Source organism: Pseudomonas sp. A-RE-19 (genome assembly GCF_019956555.1).
Taxonomy (GTDB): domain Bacteria; phylum Pseudomonadota; class Gammaproteobacteria; order Pseudomonadales; family Pseudomonadaceae; genus Aquipseudomonas.
In genome coordinates, this window is record NZ_JAHBDQ010000024.1 from 74,357 (window position 1) to 90,807 (window position 16,451).

General features: G+C 59.9%; 18 protein-coding genes. 3 read left to right on the top strand and 15 right to left on the bottom strand.

Going from position 1 to position 16,451, the window contains the following annotated elements:
• The first annotated feature begins 304 nt into the window (after positions 1-304).
• Positions 305-703 carry a low affinity iron permease family protein gene (locus KGB14_RS17250; protein WP_223487960.1) on the top strand — a complete coding sequence of 133 codons (399 nt, stop codon included), beginning with the start codon at positions 305-307 and terminating at the stop codon, positions 701-703.
• 56 nt (positions 704-759) lie between these two features.
• On the opposite strand, the gene KGB14_RS17255 is transcribed toward KGB14_RS17250, so the two are convergent.
• The 10 genes from KGB14_RS17255 to yiaY form a co-directional block, all read right to left on the bottom strand.
• On the bottom strand, positions 760-1,263 hold the full coding sequence (locus KGB14_RS17255) for a DUF4142 domain-containing protein (RefSeq protein ID WP_223487961.1): 504 nt from the start codon (positions 1,261-1,263) through the stop codon (positions 760-762).
• 73 nt (positions 1,264-1,336) lie between these two features.
• Positions 1,337-1,492 (bottom strand): KGG domain-containing protein, encoded by a 156-nt coding sequence (locus KGB14_RS17260; RefSeq protein WP_223487962.1) that lies wholly within the window; start codon positions 1,490-1,492, stop codon positions 1,337-1,339.
• Between the two features lie 116 nt (positions 1,493-1,608).
• Entirely contained in the window at positions 1,609-2,958 is a 1,350-nt protein-coding gene (locus KGB14_RS17265; RefSeq protein WP_223487963.1) for a diguanylate cyclase domain-containing protein, read from the bottom strand.
• A gap of 104 nt (positions 2,959-3,062) precedes the next feature.
• A complete protein-coding gene (locus KGB14_RS17270) occupies positions 3,063-3,701 on the bottom strand; it encodes a LysE family translocator (protein WP_223487964.1) in 639 nt (212 codons plus the stop codon).
• 64 nt (positions 3,702-3,765) lie between these two features.
• On the bottom strand, positions 3,766-4,182 hold the full coding sequence (gene fos, locus KGB14_RS17275; RefSeq protein WP_223487965.1) for a fosfomycin resistance glutathione transferase: 417 nt from the start codon (positions 4,180-4,182) through the stop codon (positions 3,766-3,768).
• A 200-nt stretch (positions 4,183-4,382) separates the two neighbouring features.
• Entirely contained in the window at positions 4,383-5,714 is a 1,332-nt protein-coding gene (locus KGB14_RS17280) for an MFS transporter (protein WP_223487966.1), read from the bottom strand.
• A gap of 186 nt (positions 5,715-5,900) precedes the next feature.
• Positions 5,901-6,827 (bottom strand): hydroxymethylglutaryl-CoA lyase, encoded by a 927-nt coding sequence (locus tag KGB14_RS17285; protein ID WP_223487967.1) that lies wholly within the window; start codon positions 6,825-6,827, stop codon positions 5,901-5,903.
• Complete coding sequence (locus KGB14_RS17290) at positions 6,824-8,017, bottom strand: CaiB/BaiF CoA transferase family protein (RefSeq protein WP_223487968.1); 1,194 nt, start codon at positions 8,015-8,017, stop codon at positions 6,824-6,826. Before KGB14_RS17290 ends, KGB14_RS17285 begins: the two co-directional genes overlap by 4 nt.
• 239 nt (positions 8,018-8,256) lie before the next feature.
• The gene (locus KGB14_RS17295; protein ID WP_223487969.1) at positions 8,257-9,165 is read right to left on the bottom strand and encodes a LysR family transcriptional regulator; all 909 of its coding nucleotides are present in this window, start codon (positions 9,163-9,165) and stop codon (positions 8,257-8,259) included.
• 70 nt (positions 9,166-9,235) lie between these two features.
• Positions 9,236-10,384, bottom strand: a complete 1,149-nt coding sequence (gene yiaY, locus KGB14_RS17300; protein ID WP_223487970.1) for an L-threonine dehydrogenase — start codon at positions 10,382-10,384, stop codon at positions 9,236-9,238.
• Between the two features lie 156 nt (positions 10,385-10,540).
• Between yiaY and KGB14_RS17305 the strand changes: the two genes are divergently transcribed.
• Complete coding sequence (locus KGB14_RS17305; RefSeq protein ID WP_223487971.1) at positions 10,541-11,560, top strand: DUF4917 family protein; 1,020 nt, start codon at positions 10,541-10,543, stop codon at positions 11,558-11,560.
• Between the two features lie 115 nt (positions 11,561-11,675).
• Here KGB14_RS17305 and KGB14_RS17310 read toward each other — a convergent pair whose 3' ends face one another.
• The 3 genes from KGB14_RS17310 to KGB14_RS17320 all read right to left on the bottom strand — a co-directional run bounded on the left by KGB14_RS17310 (position 11,676) and on the right by KGB14_RS17320 (position 13,104).
• A complete protein-coding gene (locus KGB14_RS17310; protein WP_223487972.1) occupies positions 11,676-12,020 on the bottom strand; it encodes a YegP family protein in 345 nt (114 codons plus the stop codon).
• A gap of 182 nt (positions 12,021-12,202) precedes the next feature.
• Entirely contained in the window at positions 12,203-12,508 is a 306-nt protein-coding gene (locus tag KGB14_RS17315; RefSeq protein ID WP_007935755.1) for a ribbon-helix-helix domain-containing protein, read from the bottom strand.
• Positions 12,509-12,522: 14 nt separating this feature from the next.
• Positions 12,523-13,104 (bottom strand): DJ-1/PfpI family protein, encoded by a 582-nt coding sequence (locus KGB14_RS17320; RefSeq protein ID WP_223487973.1) that lies wholly within the window; start codon positions 13,102-13,104, stop codon positions 12,523-12,525.
• A 303-nt stretch (positions 13,105-13,407) separates the two neighbouring features.
• Between KGB14_RS17320 and KGB14_RS17325 the strand changes: the two genes are divergently transcribed.
• Positions 13,408-14,313, top strand: a complete 906-nt coding sequence (locus KGB14_RS17325) for a DMT family transporter (RefSeq protein ID WP_223487974.1) — start codon at positions 13,408-13,410, stop codon at positions 14,311-14,313.
• A gap of 59 nt (positions 14,314-14,372) precedes the next feature.
• On the opposite strand, the gene KGB14_RS17330 is transcribed toward KGB14_RS17325, so the two are convergent.
• Together KGB14_RS17330 and KGB14_RS17335 are read right to left on the bottom strand one after the other, a co-directional pair.
• Entirely contained in the window at positions 14,373-15,587 is a 1,215-nt protein-coding gene (locus KGB14_RS17330; RefSeq protein WP_223487975.1) for a class I SAM-dependent methyltransferase, read from the bottom strand.
• A gap of 169 nt (positions 15,588-15,756) precedes the next feature.
• Positions 15,757-16,374 (bottom strand): TPM domain-containing protein, encoded by a 618-nt coding sequence (locus KGB14_RS17335; protein ID WP_223487976.1) that lies wholly within the window; start codon positions 16,372-16,374, stop codon positions 15,757-15,759.
• Between the last annotated feature and the right edge of the window lie 77 nt (positions 16,375-16,451).

Here is a 16,451-nt window from a genome sequence, read left to right on the forward strand (position 1 = left end):
TTACGATCCGTGTGCTTGCATGCTGGCAAAGTGACTGCCATTGATACTAGACACAAACCGGCACAAAGAAAGATTTCAATCAAAGATTCCATATGCAACAAGCCATAGGCCGCATTCCGATGAAAGGCGCTAGGGATCAACTCCCTCGGCAGTGGAAATGATTGCGACTTTCTCGCCCCCGAACGATGCGCTCTGACAGAGTGTTCAGCGCACCGAGTTTTCATCCCGCAGGCAATATTCAGCAGAATTTTCATTACGCCCGTGCTGTCTGAAAATCAGGCGCATCCCGATGAGGAATACGGCAATGAAATTCGCGAAAGTCGCACAGAAACTCTCCCTGTGGGCCGGCCAGCCTCGGACATTTCTAGGGGCGATCGTTCTGATTCTCCTTTGGGGCTTGAGCGGGCCGATTTTTCATTTCAACGATACCTGGCAACTGGTCATCAACACGTCGACCACCATCATCACCTTCCTGATGGTGTTCCTGATCCAGAACACTCAGAACCGCGACACGGACATATTGCACTTGAAAGTCGATGAGTTATTGCGCGTAACGAAAGAAGCGCAGAACGCGATGCTGGGGCTCGAATCGCTGGATATCAAACAGTTGGAAGCATTGAGAAAGAAATATCGCAACCTCGGCGAGGGCGAAACGATTTCCCTGGACGGCACGGTTGTCCCGGAAACAAAGAAACAGGATTGAATGAATGTTGATCCATGCCCCGCGGGTGACGGCGACGTCACCCGCGCAACAGGCGACTAGCGACTGGCTTGCAGCGCCCTGGCCATTTGCAGGTGGTTTTGCAGTTTGGGCAGGGTTTCTTCGGCGAACGCTTTGATTTGCGGCACGTCCGTGGTCTGCGCCCGCTGTTGAAGTTCCTCGATGGCTTCCTGGGTGGTTTTCACCTGACTGGCGGCGTACGCCTGATCGAACGAGGCATCGTCCTTCACCTCCGGCATCAAGGCTTTTGCCTTGTCGACCACCTCTTCGCGGGGCGCAACCGGTAAATCGAGTTGTTTGGCAATTTTCGCCAGATGCTGGTTGGCGGTGGTGAGGTCGTTGATCACCACGACGGTGTAATCCTTGACCTCCCTGGATTCGGTTTTCTGGTGCGCCAGGCGACTGGCTTCGATCTCGGCCATGCCTTTGGCCGACACTTCGTTGATGAATTCAGCGGCTGACTGGGCAAAGGCGCTGTTGGCAAACAGACCCAGTAACGTGACAAAACTGGCATTGCGTAAACGGGTGGCCATCCGGCTCATGGTCGCGCCCTCCTTCTTTGAAAATTCCAACGGGGGCTTGCGCCCCCGTCTTTTAATAAAACCACGTTCACTATTACCGGGATTTCTGACCACCTTTGCGGCCCATTCCGCCTTTCGCGGAGTCTTTATCGACGGTCATTGTGGTGGTTTTCCCACCTTTGCGACCGGCTTCAGACGCCTTCGTTCGATCGTGGGCACTACCCGGACTCGGATTTTTTGAAGTAGGCATGGTTCTCATCCTCTTGGTGATGATCGTAGCGAGCAGCCGCCCGCATAGAATAAGAATTTCCATCGCCAAAAAGGTTTAGAAAACCTGGTAGTGCCGCGACGAACGGTGACCCATTTTCAGGCCCCGAGACGCAGGTGATGCTGGCGCTTGGCGGTGTACATCGCCTCATCGGCATGCCTGAACAACTGTTTTTCTTCAGTACCGTGTTCGGGGTAATACGCAACGCCGATACTCGGTTGGATGTTCAGGTTATGCCCGTCCAGGCGCAGGGGCTGAACCAGCACCTGGCGGATTTTTCCCGCCACATTCTCGGCGTCTTCCGCAGCGTGGATGCTGTGCAACAACACGACAAATTCATCCCCGCCGATGCGCGCCACCGTGTCAGTTTCGCGTACGCAGCCCTTGAGCCGGTTGGCAACCGCTTGCAGCAGCATGTCGCCGACCGCATGTCCGTGGGTGTCGTTGACTTGCTTGAAACGGTCGAGGTCGACGTAAAGCAACGCCATTCGACCGCAGTCTGCGCGGGCCAGTGCCAGCGAGACTTTGAGGCGTTCGCGCAGCAATTCGCGATTGGGCAACTGAGTCAGTTGGTCGTACTGGGCCATGCGCTGGAGCCGGGCATGCAATTGCTTGCGCTCGATAGCGGTCGCGACCTGAGCGCAAACATACTGCAGCAGCTCCTTGTCTTGCTCGGTATAGCGCTCGCCGCCCGGTACGCTTTTGACGATCAACGCGCCAATGGTGCCGTTCTGCGAACTCAACGGCACGCCCAGCCAGCAGGGCGAATCCTGGCCCGCGACCAGCGCCGCAAACCCCGCCGGCGGATCGTCCTGATCCGGTGTCAGCAGAATCGGCAGGCCGCTGCGAATCACTTCACTGCAAAGACGCCCGGTCACCGTCCCGGGTTCCTCGGGTTGCGGTTCACGGTCGTCGACGTGATAGGGGAAATTCAGCTGCGCGCCGTGCTCGTCATGCAGCGCCACGGAGAAATTCAACGCCGGGAGCCATTCACCGATGATCGAATGAATGCGCTTGAACAGCGCCAGCAGATCTTCCGCCGCGTGAGCCGCTTCGGAGATTGCGTACAACGCCGCTTGCCGGGACTCGGCCTGTTTACGCTCGGTGATGTCCCGCGCCACGGCAATGCGCAACTGATCAACCTCCGACCAGCGCGCCGACCAGAGGATGTGCGCCACCCGACCGTCCTTGCGCAGGTAACGATTTTCAAAGTTGAGCTTGGGCTCGCCCCCCATGATCTCCCGCGCGGCATCGAGGGTACGCTGTCGGTCGGCTGGATGGACCAGATCGATCATCGGCTGGCCAATCAATTCATCGGGGGTATAGCCGAAAATGCGCTCGCAGGCCGCGCTGACAAATACGAAGCGACCTTGTTTGTCCACCGCACAGACGGCGTCCAGCAAAAGGTCGATATAGCTCGCCAGTGGTGCGGAATTTCTGGTTTCCATGATGCCGAGAGCGTGTCCGGACAATGCAACGTTGAACAACCCCTCCTTGACCGGTCATACGCCCGAGCGATGACTGTGTAGCTGACGCTTCCCTGCGATCAGTCTCAAGCCTTGTTCGTCATCAACCCCGGCAGCGCATGCATCAGGGCGTTAATGGCAAAACCGATGAACATCACCCCGCACAACCGGGTGATCGCCAGTTCATGGCGCTGATACAACGTGCGCACCTGACGTGCACCGACAATGCCTACGAGGATAGCGTAGGCCATAAGGCCACCTATGAAGCTCAAGACGATCAACCATGGCAGCATCGACCAATGCAGCAATTCTGCACGGCTGGACAGCAGCGCAGTAAAGGTCGCCACCGCCACCGGGTATGCCTTGGGGTTGGTCAGACCGAACATGATCCCGTGCCAGAACGGCTGCCGCGCCGGGCCTTGAGGCACCTCGGCACTGTCACGACGAGCGCGAACCGCGCGCAGGCCCAGCCAGAACAGGTAGAGCCCGCTGAGCACGCCCAGCACATCGAATGCGGTGCTGCCGATTTCCCGCGCACCGACAATCGCGATCAACGCCGTGCTGCACCAGACCACATCGCCCAGCAAATGCCCGCACAGAAACCCCGCTCCGGCCCGCCGTCCACGCGCCGCGCCGATACCAAACACCGCCAGCACACCCGGCCCCGGCGTGATGCCATAAATAAAACCCGAGGCGAGAACGGCCATTAGCAGCGATGGAGTCATGGGAATTCCTGTGGAAACGCCGAATGAATGGGCGCAAGTCTATCTCAGGAGCCCAGGAATCGACTCACTGATCGTCGAAGAACTTCATTCCCGCATACGGACGTTGCCGGCATGCCGCCAGCCGTGACGCCAGATCCCCGACATGCACCTCAAGCTTGTGCCCGTCCGGGTCGAGAAAATAGAACGATGCGCCTTCGCTGCGGTTGTCCCGCCATTCCTGCACCTTGGCGGATCGCAGGTGTTCGACGAACAACGGGAAGCCTGCAGCGTCGAGGCTGAAGGCGTAATGGGTGTAGTCGGCGGCAGGCGCGGATTCGCGCAGCGGATCGAGTGAAAGGCACAACCACAGACCGGGTAGCGACAGATAGGCGCCGGTATCCCACGTGGCATCGAGCTGAAGTTGCAGCAGATCGCGATAGAACGCCACGCTGCGGTTCAGGTCGGTGACGGCGAGGGTCAGGTGGTTGAGGCCGGTTAGCATGGGTTTAGTAACCTTGAGGCTGGTTCCGACCGGAGCGTACAACTTAAACGTCCTTGAGCGTATAGCCGCTGGGGTTTTGTTGGCTGTGAGTCAGTCTTCGCGAGCAGGCTCGCTCCCACACGGATTGGCGCCGGACACAAATTCTGTGCCCGACGCAGTTAATGTGGGAGCGAGCCTGCTCGCGATGGCGTCCTCAAGGTTCAGAACTTATCGAGCGTACGCAGCTTCTGCGGCAACCCCCACAGCAACAACGCAGCGGCGATCAGCGCGGCGACGCCGATGACGTACAGGGCCGGGGTGGTGCTGCCGGTCAGGTCCTTGATCCGCCCGACCATGACCGGGCTGACGATCCCACCGAACTGGCCAAGGGTATTGATCACCGCAATCCCGCCAGCGGCACCAGCGCCGGCACCGGCCAGCAGCTTCGGCGGCAGGGTCCAAAAGCTGGGGATGGAGGCAATGATCCCGGCACCGAGCAAACCCAGGGCGACAATCAGGAAAGTCGTTTGGTTAGCGAAGATCCCTGCGCAGAAGAACCCCACCGCGCCTACCGCCACCAGACCCGCGACAAACTTGCGCCGCTCGCCGGTGGCATCGGACAACCGCCCGATCACCACCATGCTGATGGCGCCGCAAATGTAAGGGATGGCGGTCAGCAAGCCGATCATCACCGGACTCTCGGTGCCGGCGCTGCGGATCAGTTGCGGTGCCCAGAAATTCAAGCCGTAAGACGCCACCTGAATCAGAAAGTAGATCAGCCCCAGCGTCAGGAAACCCGGGATCCGCAGCGCAGCCAGCAAGGAGCCGCCGCTCTTGTGGGGTTCGTGGTGAGCGATACGGCTGGCGAGTAGTGTTTTCTCTGACGGCGTCAGCCAATGGGCATCTTCGATGCGGTCCTTGAGCAAGGTCAGCACCAACAAACCGAGGCCGATGCAAGGCACGCCACCGAGCAGAAACAGCCAGTGCCAGCCGCGCATATCAAGGAAGCCATCGAGGTGTTGCAGCACCAGGCCGGAAAACGGTGCGCCGACCAGCCCGGCAAACGCCGACGCGAGAAACAGCATCGAGGTGATGCGCCCGCGATAGTGCTGCGGGAACCACAGCGTCAGGTAATACAGCACGCCGGGAGCGAAACCCGCCTCCATTGCGCCGATCACGAAGCGCAGGGCATAGAACTGCCATTCGCTGTTGACGAAGACCATGGCCGCCGTGGCGATCCCCCAGGACATCATGATCCGGGCGATCCAGCGCCGAGCGCCGACCTTGTAGAGCATCATGTTGCTCGGCACTTCGAAGATCACGTAACCCACCACAAACAGGCCGGCGCCGAGGCCGTAAGCGGTGTCGCTCAGGCTCAGGTCGGTCTGCAACTGGAACTTGGCAAAGCTGATGTTGATGCGATCAAAAAACGCGAACAGGTAGCAGACCATGATCAGCGGCATCAGTCGCCAGGCGACTTTGCGGACCAGGGCTTTTTCGGCGTCGTGGCTAACGGACGAGCTTGCGCCCGCCTCCAGTACGTTAAGGCTCATAGTGTTTCTCCAGATGGACTTCCCGTGGGAGTCCGATTGTTTTTGTTGTCTGGTTGAGATGTTCAGTGAACGCACTTTTTTGTAGGAGCGAGGCTTGCCCGCGAAAGCGGTCTGCCATTCAGCATCGACGGAGGCTGACACACCGCTTTCGCGGGCAAGCCTCGCTCCTACAGGGTTCGTGGTAGGTCAGGAAGGTGTCGGGTGCAGGTCGCAATTGCGTCCTGCTTTGGCTAACTGCCCGGGCACTTCGTGGCCCAGCAACGCGGGTAACCCTCGGGACAACTTCAGCAACAACGGCAGATCTATGCCGGTGTGAAGACCGATTTCATCGCACAGGTTGACCAGATCTTCAGTGCAGATATTGCCCGAAGCACCCGGCGCAAACGGACAACCGCCAAGGCCACCGAGGGCCGCGTCGAAGCGGCGGGCTCCGGCCTCGTAGGCGGCCAGTACATTGCACAAACCAAGGCCGCGAGTGTTGTGGAAATGCAGGGTCAGATCCGCCGGCGAAACCCGCTGCAAGACTCTGCGCACCAGCCGATCGACCTGGCGTGGATTGGCCATCCCGGTGGTGTCGGCCAAGGTAATGCCCTGAATCCCGAGTTCCTGATAGGCGTCGACAATCTGCAGCACTCGGTCCTCATCGATCCAGCCTTCGAACGGGCAACCGAAGGTCGTGGCGATGCTGCCGTTGAGCCGCACCTGCGTGCCGCGAACGAATTCGACGATCTCGCCAAACGCCGCCAATGACGCCTCGCAGCGCATCCGCATATTCGCCAGGTTGTGGGTCTGGCTGGCGGACATTACCAGGTTCAGCTCATCAGCCCCCGAGTCCAGCGCCCGTTGTGCGCCTTTGAGGTTAGGGATCAATGCGACATAGATCACGCCTGGCTGTCGGGCGATGCCCTTGAACACCTGCTCGCCATCGCGCAGCGCTGGAATGGCCTTGGGCGAAACGAACGAGCCCGCTTCGATACGGCTGAACCCTGCCAGCGACAACTGATCGATCAGCGCAATCTTGTCGGCGGTTTCGACCCAGGTCGGCTCGATCTGCAAACCATCACGAGGGGAGACTTCCTGAACGATCAGCGACTCGGAATAATCAGTGATCATTGCACCACCCCTTCAGCTTTCAGCCGTTCGATGTCCTGGTCCGTCAGGCCCAGCTCCGCGAGGATGCCGTCGGTGTGCTGCCCCAGACTCGGTCCCGACCAGTTCACGCCACCAGGGGTCTCGGACATTTTCGGCACGATGCCCGGCATCTTCACCGTGGCGCCGCCGGGCAGTTCGGCACTGAGCAGCATGCCCCGCGCCTGATAGTGAGGATCGGCGACGATGTCGGCTACCGAATAGATGCGCCCGGCCGGGACTTCGGCAGCTTCCAGGGACGACAGCACGTCGTCGATGGGCAGGCTGCTGGTCCAGTGAGTGATGGCGGCGTCGAGCACATTACTTTTGGCGGCGCGGCCATCGTTATGCGCGAACTCCGGCGCTTCGGCCAGATCGACCCGGCCAATTACCGCCATCAGACGCTTATAGATCGGGTCACTGTTGCCGGCGATCACCACGTAGGCGCCGTCGGCGGTCAGGTAAGTGTTGGATGGCGCGATGCCCGGCAACGCCCCGCCGCTACGCTCACGAACATGGCCCAGCATGTCGTATTCCGGCACCAGACTTTCCATCACGTTGAACACGCTTTCGGCCAACGACACATCCACCACCTGCCCGCTGCCCTGCCCGGTCTTGACCCGCAGCAGCGACATCAAGGCACCGATGACCGCATGCAGCGAGGCCAGGGAATCGCCGAGGCTCACACCCACTCGGGCCGGCGGTGAACCGGGGGTGCCGGTGGTGTAGCGAATCCCACCCATGGCCTCGCCGATCGCACCGAAACCCGGACGATCACGGTACGGGCCGGTCTGACCGTAACCGGAAATGCGCACCAGCGTCAGGTTGGGATTGAGGGCATGCAACACGTCCCAGCCCAGGCCGAGTTTCTCCAGGGCACCGGGGCGCAGGTTTTCGATCAGCACATCGGCGTCGGTCGCCAGTTGCTTGACCAGCTCGATGCCTTCCGGGGATTTCAGATTCAGCGCCAGGGACTTCTTGTTTCGCGATTGCAGGTACCACCACAACGAAGTGCCTTCGTGCAGCTTGCGCCATTTGCGCAGGGGATCGCCCTGGCCCATGGCTTCGATCTTGATCACTTCGGCGCCGAACTCGGCGAGCATACGCGCGGCGAACGGCGCGGCGATCAGTGTGCCGATCTCGATCACTTTGATTGCACTCAAGGGGGCAGTCATCGCGGGGGTACCTCTTGTTCTTGGAATATGAGCCAAGGCTAGAGGACCGAGGGGCCGGGAATCCAACCGTCAGTTGGCAACGACCGTTCGCGAAACGCGAATGCATGGCTGGGGATTGCCGCGACCTTAAGTCCGCCATCGCGAGCAGGCTCGCTCCCACAAGGGATTTGTGAACGCCGAAGATCAACTGTGGGAGCGAGCCTGCTCGCGATGAAGCCGGCCCATCCAATAGGGAACTGTCAGACCACCCCGCGCAACTGCTCAAACAACATCCGGCTCACCGGCGACAGCGCCGCTTCATCGCGCACCACCAGAATCAACGCGCGATCCGACCAGTCATCCGTCAGCGGCACCGCGTGCAAACCCAACGCCCGGCCAAACAGTTCGTAAGCCTTTTGCGGCAGGATGCCGATGCCCATGTTGGCCTGAACCATCCGGCACATGGCGTCGAACCCCGGCACATGAATCCGCAGCCTCAGTACCTTGCCGGCCTTGCGCGCGGCGGCATGGGTGCGCATGTTGATGGAACTGGCGGCGTGCAAGCCGACGTAATCGCTGTCCAGCGTATCGGCAAAAGCCAGGGTCGAACGACTCGCCAACGGATGATCGGCGGGCATCAACACCATGAGTTTGTCCCGGCGATAAAGAACACTGTGCAGGCCTTTGACATCACTGTCGCTGGAGCAGATCCCGAGGTCCGCCACGCCATCGAGCACGCCTTGAATCACCCCACTGCTGGGGCGTTCTTCGAGGTCGGTCTTGACCTGCGGATGGCGCTCGGAAAAGTCTCGCAGGTCTTCGGGCAGGAACTGAATGATCGCCGACAGGTTGGCGAGCATCCGCACATAACCCCGTACACCGTGGCTGTGCTCGCCCAATTCGAGGCCCATTTTTTCGACATTGAACAGCATCTGCCGGGCATGGTGCAGCAGGGTTTCACCGGCCGGCGTCAGGGTCATGCCCTTGGCCTGACGCACGAACAGGCTGATACCAAACGCCTCCTCCAACTCCATCAGCCGCTTGCTGGCCGCCGACACCGCGATGGCTTCGCGGGCGGCAGCACGGGTCAAGGTGCCCTCTTCGTGGACGGCCACAAACAGTTGGAGAGTGATCAGGTCGAGGCGGCGGATCAGGCTTTTTTGCAGCATCAGGCACTCGGTAATGTCGGCTCGGACGAGATCGCAGCATAGCGTTCTTTACGCCCGAACCGTGCCCTGGTTAAAACGCGCTGCGGAAAATCTCCTCGATCTGCCGCTGATCCGCCGCCCGTGGATTGGTCAGTCCGCAGGCGTCTTTCAACGCATTGACGGCAAGCACCGGGATGTCGTTGAGCCTGGCACCGAGCTCGCGTAAACCGGCGGGAATTTCCACGTCCCTGGCCAGGTTGCGAATGGCCGCGATCGCCGCCTGGGCACCCTCTTCCGAGCTGAACCCACGAATGTCAGCACCCATCGCGCGGGCAACATCGGTCAGGCGATCGGCGCAGACCAGCGCGTTGAAGCTTTGCACATGGGGCAGCAGCACCGCATTGCACACGCCATGGGGCAAGTCGTAGAACCCGCCCAACTGGTGAGCCATGGCATGGACATAACCCAAGGATGCATTGTTGAACGCCATACCGGCGAGGAACTGCGCGTAAGCCATGTTTTCCCGCGCGATCATGTCACTGCCATCGCGCACGGCCATGCGCAGATTACTGCTGATCAACGTAATGGCTTTCAGCGCACAGGCATCGGTAATCGGGTTGGCTGCCGTGGAGACGTACGCCTCGATGGCGTGGGTCAGTGCGTCCATGCCGGTGGCGGCAGTCAGGCCCTTGGGCATGGCCACCATCAGCGCCGGGTCGTTGACCGACAGCAGCGGCGTAACGTTGCGGTCGACGATGGCCATTTTCACGTGACGGGATTCGTCGGTGATGATGCAAAAACGGGTCATCTCGCTGGCAGTGCCGGCGGTGGTGTTGATCGCGATCAGCGGCAGTTGGGGTTTGGCCGATCGATCGACGCCTTCATAGTCACGAATCTGCCCGCCATTGGTGGCGCACAAGGCAATGCCCTTGGCGCAGTCATGAGGCGAGCCGCCGCCCAGAGACACCACGAAATCACAGCGACTTTCCTTGAGCAGACCCAGGCCACGTTCGACGTTGGCAATGCTCGGATTGGGTTTGGCGCCGTCGAAGATCACTGAGTCGATGTCCTGAGCCGCCAACTTCTCGGCGATCATGCCCGCGACGCCAGCCTTGGCCAACCCGACGTCGGTGACGATCAGCGCCTTGCGAAAACCATACTTGCGAATGGCGTCCATGGCTTCATCCAGGCAACCGGTGCCCATGATGTTCACGGCGGGGATAAAAAACGTACTGCTCATGCATAAGTCTCCTGGCTTAAGCCGAATCGACAGCACCGATTTGGCGGGTGCGCACAGGGTCGACCGATCAGTCACGCCGTACCTTGATCTGGCTCAACACCGGGGCGTGATAAAGTCGCCGTCCATCAGACCTTTTGCTTTGAGACAACTAACGCAATGACCGATTTCCAGGATGTCGATGCCCAACTTGAAGACTGGAACACCTTGCGCACCGCCGCCTCGTTCGGCGGCCTGCTGGTGGGTAATGGCGCCAGCCGTGTGGTATGGGACGACTTCGGCTACGACTCGCTGTTCGAAAACGCTCGCACCGTCGAAGAAAAGCCTCTGAGCCAATCCGAATTGAGCGTGTTCGACGCGATGCAGACACGTAGTTTCGAACAGGTGCTTGGGGCGCTGAAAACCACCAGCCGGGTCAACAAGGCGTTGGCCGTCAGCTCTGCCGCGCCGCGCAATCGCTATTACGCGATCAAGGAAGCGCTGATCAACACCGTGCATGCGGTGCACATTCCCTGGCGGCTGGTACAGGCCTCGACCCTGGCGACGATCAATCAGGAACTGGGCAGCTATCGGACGGTGTTCACCACCAATTACGACTTGCTCAATTACTGGGCGATCCAGCACTGGCCTGACGTCATTACCGATCTGTTCCAGGGCACCGAGCCGCACTTTGATCTGAGCATCACCGCGACAGACAAAACCCGGCTGCTGTACTTGCACGGTGGCCTGCATCTGGTGCGCAATCAGGACGGCACGGCGCGCAAACTGATGTCGACCGAGGGTACGTTGCTGGGCAGTTTCGCCATCAACAATACGATCAAGACCCTCGACGACGTGCCGCTGTTCGTCAACGAAGGCCCGGTCCAGGACAAGCTCAAGACTATTCGCAGCTCGGATTACCTGTCGTTCTGTTACGACCAGTTACTGGGTCATGGCGATGGGCTGTGCATCTTCGGGCATGCCCTTGGCGAGCAGGACAGTCACATCATTCATGCGTTGCGACAGGCGAAGCCGAAGACCGTGGCGATCTCGATCTACCCGCGCAGCAAGGCGTTCATTCAGCATCAGAAGCGGCATTACGCGAAGGTGTTTGAGGGGACGGGTGTAGCGTTGCGGTTTTTTGATTCGAAGACGCATGCATTGGGCAGCCCGAAGCTCACAGTTCCAGTCGAGGTTTAGGTCAAGATCAAAAGATCGCAGCCTTCGGCAGCTCCTACCTGGATTGGCGCAGGAGCTGCCGAAGGCTGCGATCTTTTGAATCCCCACCTGCTGAAAACCAATTGAGGGCCTTGTGTCAGAGCACCGGCAAGGTCTTGTCCTTGATCACCGAGGTCGGGCCGTTGGCCTTGACGCTGGCGATGCCCTTATCCCTCGCGGCATCGGATGAGTAGGATTCGCTGCTGCCGATGATCTCGTGGTTACCGGCCTTCAGGTTGAAGTAAGGATGACCGTCCTTGGTGTTTTTTTTCTCGTAGCGTTCGTCCAGCGGACTGTTAGCCTGAACCGAGGCGATACCGCTATCGGCCGCACCGCGAGAGGTATACAGCTCACTGGTCAGAATGGTTTCGGCGTTGGCTGCTTTCAATACAAACTTGAATTGGCCATTAACGGTTTTGCTCACTTCGTACCATCCAGACATGCTCGTTCTCCTTGGCGATTGAGAGGTTTCGCGCTTCAGAGTAAAGACCAAGCCAGGATTTCTGTCGCCTGTACCGGCCCCTTCGCGGGCAAGCCTCGCTCCTACAGGTTTTCGGTTGGTTTGCGTCCAACACAAACCTGTAGGAGCGAGGCTTGCCCGCGAAGGCGTCCTCAAGATCGATTCTATTTCACCACCGCCCGCACCACCGACAACTCCGGGGCCTGCACCCGTCGCTGGCTCAGGTAACGCATGCAGCTGACCCGCAAGAACGAGGCGAAATTCACCACTTCGCCACGGTAGTCCATCACCTCTTCATACAACTTGGCGATCAACTGATTGGTGGTCATGCCGTCGACCTCGGCGATTTCGCTGAGGATGTCCCAGAACTGATTTTCCAGCCGCAGGGTGGTCACCACCCCGCAGATGCGTAGCGAGCGGGAGCGCGACTCGTAGAGAATCGGATCGGCCTTGACGTAGAGCTCGCACATGGACAGGTCCCTCGTTACAGCGTGATTTTGGTGCCCAGCAACCCGAGGAAACCGGCCAGCCAGCTCGGATGCGCCGGCCAGGCTGGTGCAGTGGCCAGATTGCCTTGAACATGACCTTGCGTCACCGGGATATCGATGAACGTGCCGCCAGCCAGGCGCACTTCCGGGGCGCACGCGGGATAGGCGCTGCACTCGCGGCCTTCGAGAATGCCTGCCGCAGCCAACAGTTGCGCGCCGTGACACACGGCAGCGATCGGTTTGCCGGCCTTGTCGAACGCTTGCACCAGTTCCAGGACTTTTTCGTTCAGGCGCAGGTATTCCGGCGCACGACCGCCCGGCACCAGCAGCGCGTCGTAGTCCGCCGCGTCTACCTTGGCGAAATCGAAGTTCAGGGCAAACAGGTGACCGGGTTTTTCGCTGTAGGTCTGGTCGCCTTCGAAGTCATGGATCGCCGTGCGCACGGTCTGGCCGGCGGTTTTGTCCGGGCAAACGGCGTGTACCGTGTGACCAACCATCAGCAGCGCCTGGAACGGCACCATCACTTCGTAGTCTTCGACGTAATCGCCGACCAGCATCAGAATTTTTTTAGCCGCCATGGGGAAGACTCCTCTGGGAAATGCGTGGGCATGCAGGAGTATTCAAGGTAGTCCTTATCCGGCGGGTCGGGTAATAACCCGTTACTACCTGATGGACCGCGTTATCGTTCTTCGCGGGCAAGCCTCGCTCCCACAGGTTTTGCATCGGCCGCAAGAACGGCACAAGACCTGTGGGAGCGGGCTTGCCCGCGAAAGCGTCCTCAAACTGTACGCCTATCTTTGCGCCTAGCTGTAACAGCGGCATACCCAGTGTTTATGGCTAGATAAAGGCTCTTCCCGCCACCTTCGATTCTGGTTGCCATCATGTCCTCGCGCGAAAACACCGGCATGGCCCTCGGCCTGCTCGGCGTCGTTATCTTCAGCCTGACCCTGCCCTTCACCCGCATCGTCGTGCAGGAACTTCATCCGCTGCTCAACGGCCTCGGCCGTGCGCTGTTCGCGGCGATTCCGGCGGCGCTGCTGTTGCTGTGGCGCCGGGAAAAATGGCCCACCTGGAAACAGGTCAAAGGCCTGACGCTGGTGATCGCCGGGGTCATCCTTGGGTTTCCGGTGCTGTCGGCCTGGGCCATGCAGACGCTGCCCGCCTCCCATGGCGCACTGGTCAACGGCCTGCAACCACTGTGCGTGGCGCTGTATGCCGCGTGGCTGTCCCATGAGCGACCGTCGAAAGCGTTCTGGGCTTGCGCCGCATTGGGCAGTGCGCTGGTGCTCGGTTATGCGCTGATCAGCGGTGCCGGCAGTATTCAGGCCGGCGATTTGCTGATGCTCGGCGCAATTGCCGTGGGCGGGTTGGGTTATGCCGAAGGTGGCCGGCTGGCCAGGGAGATGGGCGGCTGGCAGGTGATCTGCTGGGCGCTGGTGCTGTCGACGCCGCTGCTGATCGGGCCGGTGCTGTACCTGGCGCTACAACATCAGGGCGAAATTTCGGCCAAGACCTGGTGGGCCTTCGGTTACGTCTCGCTGTTTTCGCAGTTCATCGGGTTCTTTGCCTGGTACGCCGGGCTGGCCATGGGTGGCATTGCCCGGGTCAGTCAGATCCAGTTGCTGCAGATCTTCTTCACCATCGCGTTTTCGGCGCTGTTCTTCGGTGAGCACGTCGAGCCGATGACCTGGCTGTTTGCGGCCGGGGTGATCGTGACGGTGATGTTGGGGCGCAAGACCGCAATCAAACCCCATGTGGGAGCGAGCCTGCTCGCGAAGGGGCCATGACATTCAACACTTATGCTGACAGTTAAGCCGCCTTCGCGAGCAGGCTCGCTCCCACAGATTTAGAGAAGGCCGTCAGCCCGCAGCAATGTTTCCAGGCAATGCTCGCTGATGTGGTAGAAATCCTTCAGTTCCTGAATCTTCACCAACAGCTGAGCCGGGTCCACCGGCTCGGCGCGTTTGACCGCCAGGATCATCTTGTTCTTGTTGGTGTGGTCCAGTGAAATGAACTCGAACACCTTGGTCTCATAACCGCAGGCTTCCAGAAACAGTGCACGCAAACTGTCAGTGACCATTTCCGCCTGCTGGCCCAGGTGCAGACCGTATTGCAACATCGGCTTGAGCAACACCGGGCTCTGGATCTGCAGGCGGATCTGCTTGTGGCAGCACGGCGAGCACATGATGATCGAAGCGCCGGAGCGAATGCCGGTGTGAATCGCATAGTCGGTGGCGATGTCGCAGGCATGCAGGGCGATCATCACGTCCAGCTCGCTCGGCGCCACGCTGCGTACGTCACCGCATTTGAACACCAGCCCTGGATGCTCCAGCTTCGCAGCGGCGCTGTTGCACAGGTTGACCATGTCTTCACGCAGCTCGACGCCGGTCACCTCGCCTTCGGCTTTCAAGGTGTTGCGCAGGTAGTCGTGGATCGCGAACGTCAGGTAGCCCTTGCCCGAGCCGAAATCCGCCACCCGCACCGGTTTGTCCAGCGCCAGCGGGGAGGAGGTCAGCGCATGGCTGAAAACCTCGATGAACTTGTTGATCTGCTTCCACTTGCGCGACATCGCCGGGATCAGCTCATGCTGCGCGTTGGTCACGCCGAGGTCTTTGAGGAACGGCCGGCTCAGGTCGAGGAAACGGTTCTTCTCGCGGTTGTGCTCGGCGGACGGCACTTCACGCAATTGCTGAGGTTTGCTCTTGAACAGCGAAGATTTGCCCTTTTTGCTGTATTCGAGCTGGGCTTCGTCGGTCAATGACAGTAAATGCGCATTTTTGAACGACGCCGGCAACAGCGCAGCAATGGTCGCCACGCCTTCGGCAAGCGGCAGGTTCTTGGTGATGTCGCGGGTTTTGTAGCGATAGACGAAGGACAGGCACGGCTGATCCTTGACCGTCAGTTGCTTGATGATCACCCGCTGCAAATCCGCTTCGTCACCGACGTACTTGGCCAGCACCAGTTTGATGAAGGCGTTCTGGTCGAGGCTGGTTTGCAGCAGGTCGATGAACTGGGCGTGGTGATCCGGCGCGAGGCTGGCGGGAGTGGCGGTGACAGACATGGAAAAAACGGCCTCGGGCGGTGCGAATCGGGGAATGGCGAGTATTTTAGGGGGGATGGGGTGCGAGGGCACGGGTATTTTCCCGAACGGTGCAGAATCGGTGTATCCGTCAGGATTGTTAAAAGATCGCAGCCTTCGGCAGCTCCTACAAAGGCTGCGATCTTTTGATCTAGCTCAACACCACCAACCGATTCGGCAACTCATTCCTCACCTGGGTCACCGGCACATGCACCTTGAGCAACTCGCCGCATGCCTCGATGCAGGTGATAAAACCTTGCAACGTCTGCCCCTCCTTCACCTGCTGCGTAAACACCGCCACAATCGCGTCCCAGTTCTTGTTGTCCAGCCGTTTGGAAATCCCTTCATCCACCAGGATCTCCACATAACGCTCGGCCTCGGAGACGAAAATCAGTATGCCGGTGCTGCCCACCGTGTGGTGCAGGTTTTGCTCCAGGAACTGGCGACGCGCCAGGTTCGAGGCACGCCAGTGACGGACCGAGCGCGGGATCAGGCGCGTGGTGACTTTCGGAATACGCAACACCAGGCACAACACGATGAAGCTGAGCCATTGCACCAGCAACAGGCTGTGCATGGTCATCCAGCCGGTCAGGTAATGCACGATACCCGGCACCACCAGCGCCAGCAGACTGGCCCACAGCAGCGGGATGTAAGCGTAATCGTCGGCGCGGGCCGCCAGCACCGTCACCAGTTCGGCGTCGGTGTCGCGCTCGACCCGGGCAATCGCCTCGGCGACTTTGCGTTGTTCGTGTTCCGTCAGTAATGCCATGGTTATGAATGCCTGCTCGCTATTGTTATGACCTGCCGTGTTTCACCAACCGCCCGACGAACCGCCGCCCCCGAAAC

Excerpts from the sequence above, each read along its gene's own strand:
- KGB14_RS17280 (WP_223487966.1), bottom strand. The coding sequence starts at position 5,714 with ATGAGCCTTAACGTACTGGAGGCGGGCGCAAGCTCGTCCGTTAGCCAC.
- KGB14_RS17315 (WP_007935755.1), bottom strand. The coding sequence starts at position 12,508 with ATGTGCGAGCTCTACGTCAAGGCCGATCCGATTCTCTACGAGTCGCGC.
- KGB14_RS17325 (WP_223487974.1), top strand. The coding sequence starts at position 13,408 with ATGTCCTCGCGCGAAAACACCGGCATGGCCCTCGGCCTGCTCGGCGTC.
- KGB14_RS17260 (WP_223487962.1), bottom strand. The coding sequence starts at position 1,492 with ATGCCTACTTCAAAAAATCCGAGTCCGGGTAGTGCCCACGATCGAACG.
- KGB14_RS17250 (WP_223487960.1), top strand. The coding sequence starts at position 305 with ATGAAATTCGCGAAAGTCGCACAGAAACTCTCCCTGTGGGCCGGCCAG.
- KGB14_RS17295 (WP_223487969.1), bottom strand. The coding sequence starts at position 9,165 with ATGCTGCAAAAAAGCCTGATCCGCCGCCTCGACCTGATCACTCTCCAA.
- yiaY (WP_223487970.1), bottom strand. The coding sequence starts at position 10,384 with ATGAGCAGTACGTTTTTTATCCCCGCCGTGAACATCATGGGCACCGGT.
- KGB14_RS17330 (WP_223487975.1), bottom strand. The coding sequence starts at position 15,587 with ATGTCTGTCACCGCCACTCCCGCCAGCCTCGCGCCGGATCACCACGCC.
- KGB14_RS17335 (WP_223487976.1), bottom strand. The coding sequence starts at position 16,374 with ATGGCATTACTGACGGAACACGAACAACGCAAAGTCGCCGAGGCGATT.
- KGB14_RS17310 (WP_223487972.1), bottom strand. The coding sequence starts at position 12,020 with ATGTCTGGATGGTACGAAGTGAGCAAAACCGTTAATGGCCAATTCAAG.
- KGB14_RS17270 (WP_223487964.1), bottom strand. The coding sequence starts at position 3,701 with ATGACTCCATCGCTGCTAATGGCCGTTCTCGCCTCGGGTTTTATTTAT.
- KGB14_RS17265 (WP_223487963.1), bottom strand. The coding sequence starts at position 2,958 with ATGGAAACCAGAAATTCCGCACCACTGGCGAGCTATATCGACCTTTTG.
- KGB14_RS17285 (WP_223487967.1), bottom strand. The coding sequence starts at position 6,827 with ATGATCACTGATTATTCCGAGTCGCTGATCGTTCAGGAAGTCTCCCCT.
- KGB14_RS17305 (WP_223487971.1), top strand. The coding sequence starts at position 10,541 with ATGACCGATTTCCAGGATGTCGATGCCCAACTTGAAGACTGGAACACC.
- KGB14_RS17290 (WP_223487968.1), bottom strand. The coding sequence starts at position 8,017 with ATGACTGCCCCCTTGAGTGCAATCAAAGTGATCGAGATCGGCACACTG.
- KGB14_RS17255 (WP_223487961.1), bottom strand. The coding sequence starts at position 1,263 with ATGAGCCGGATGGCCACCCGTTTACGCAATGCCAGTTTTGTCACGTTA.
- fos (WP_223487965.1), bottom strand. The coding sequence starts at position 4,182 with ATGCTAACCGGCCTCAACCACCTGACCCTCGCCGTCACCGACCTGAAC.
- KGB14_RS17320 (WP_223487973.1), bottom strand. The coding sequence starts at position 13,104 with ATGGCGGCTAAAAAAATTCTGATGCTGGTCGGCGATTACGTCGAAGAC.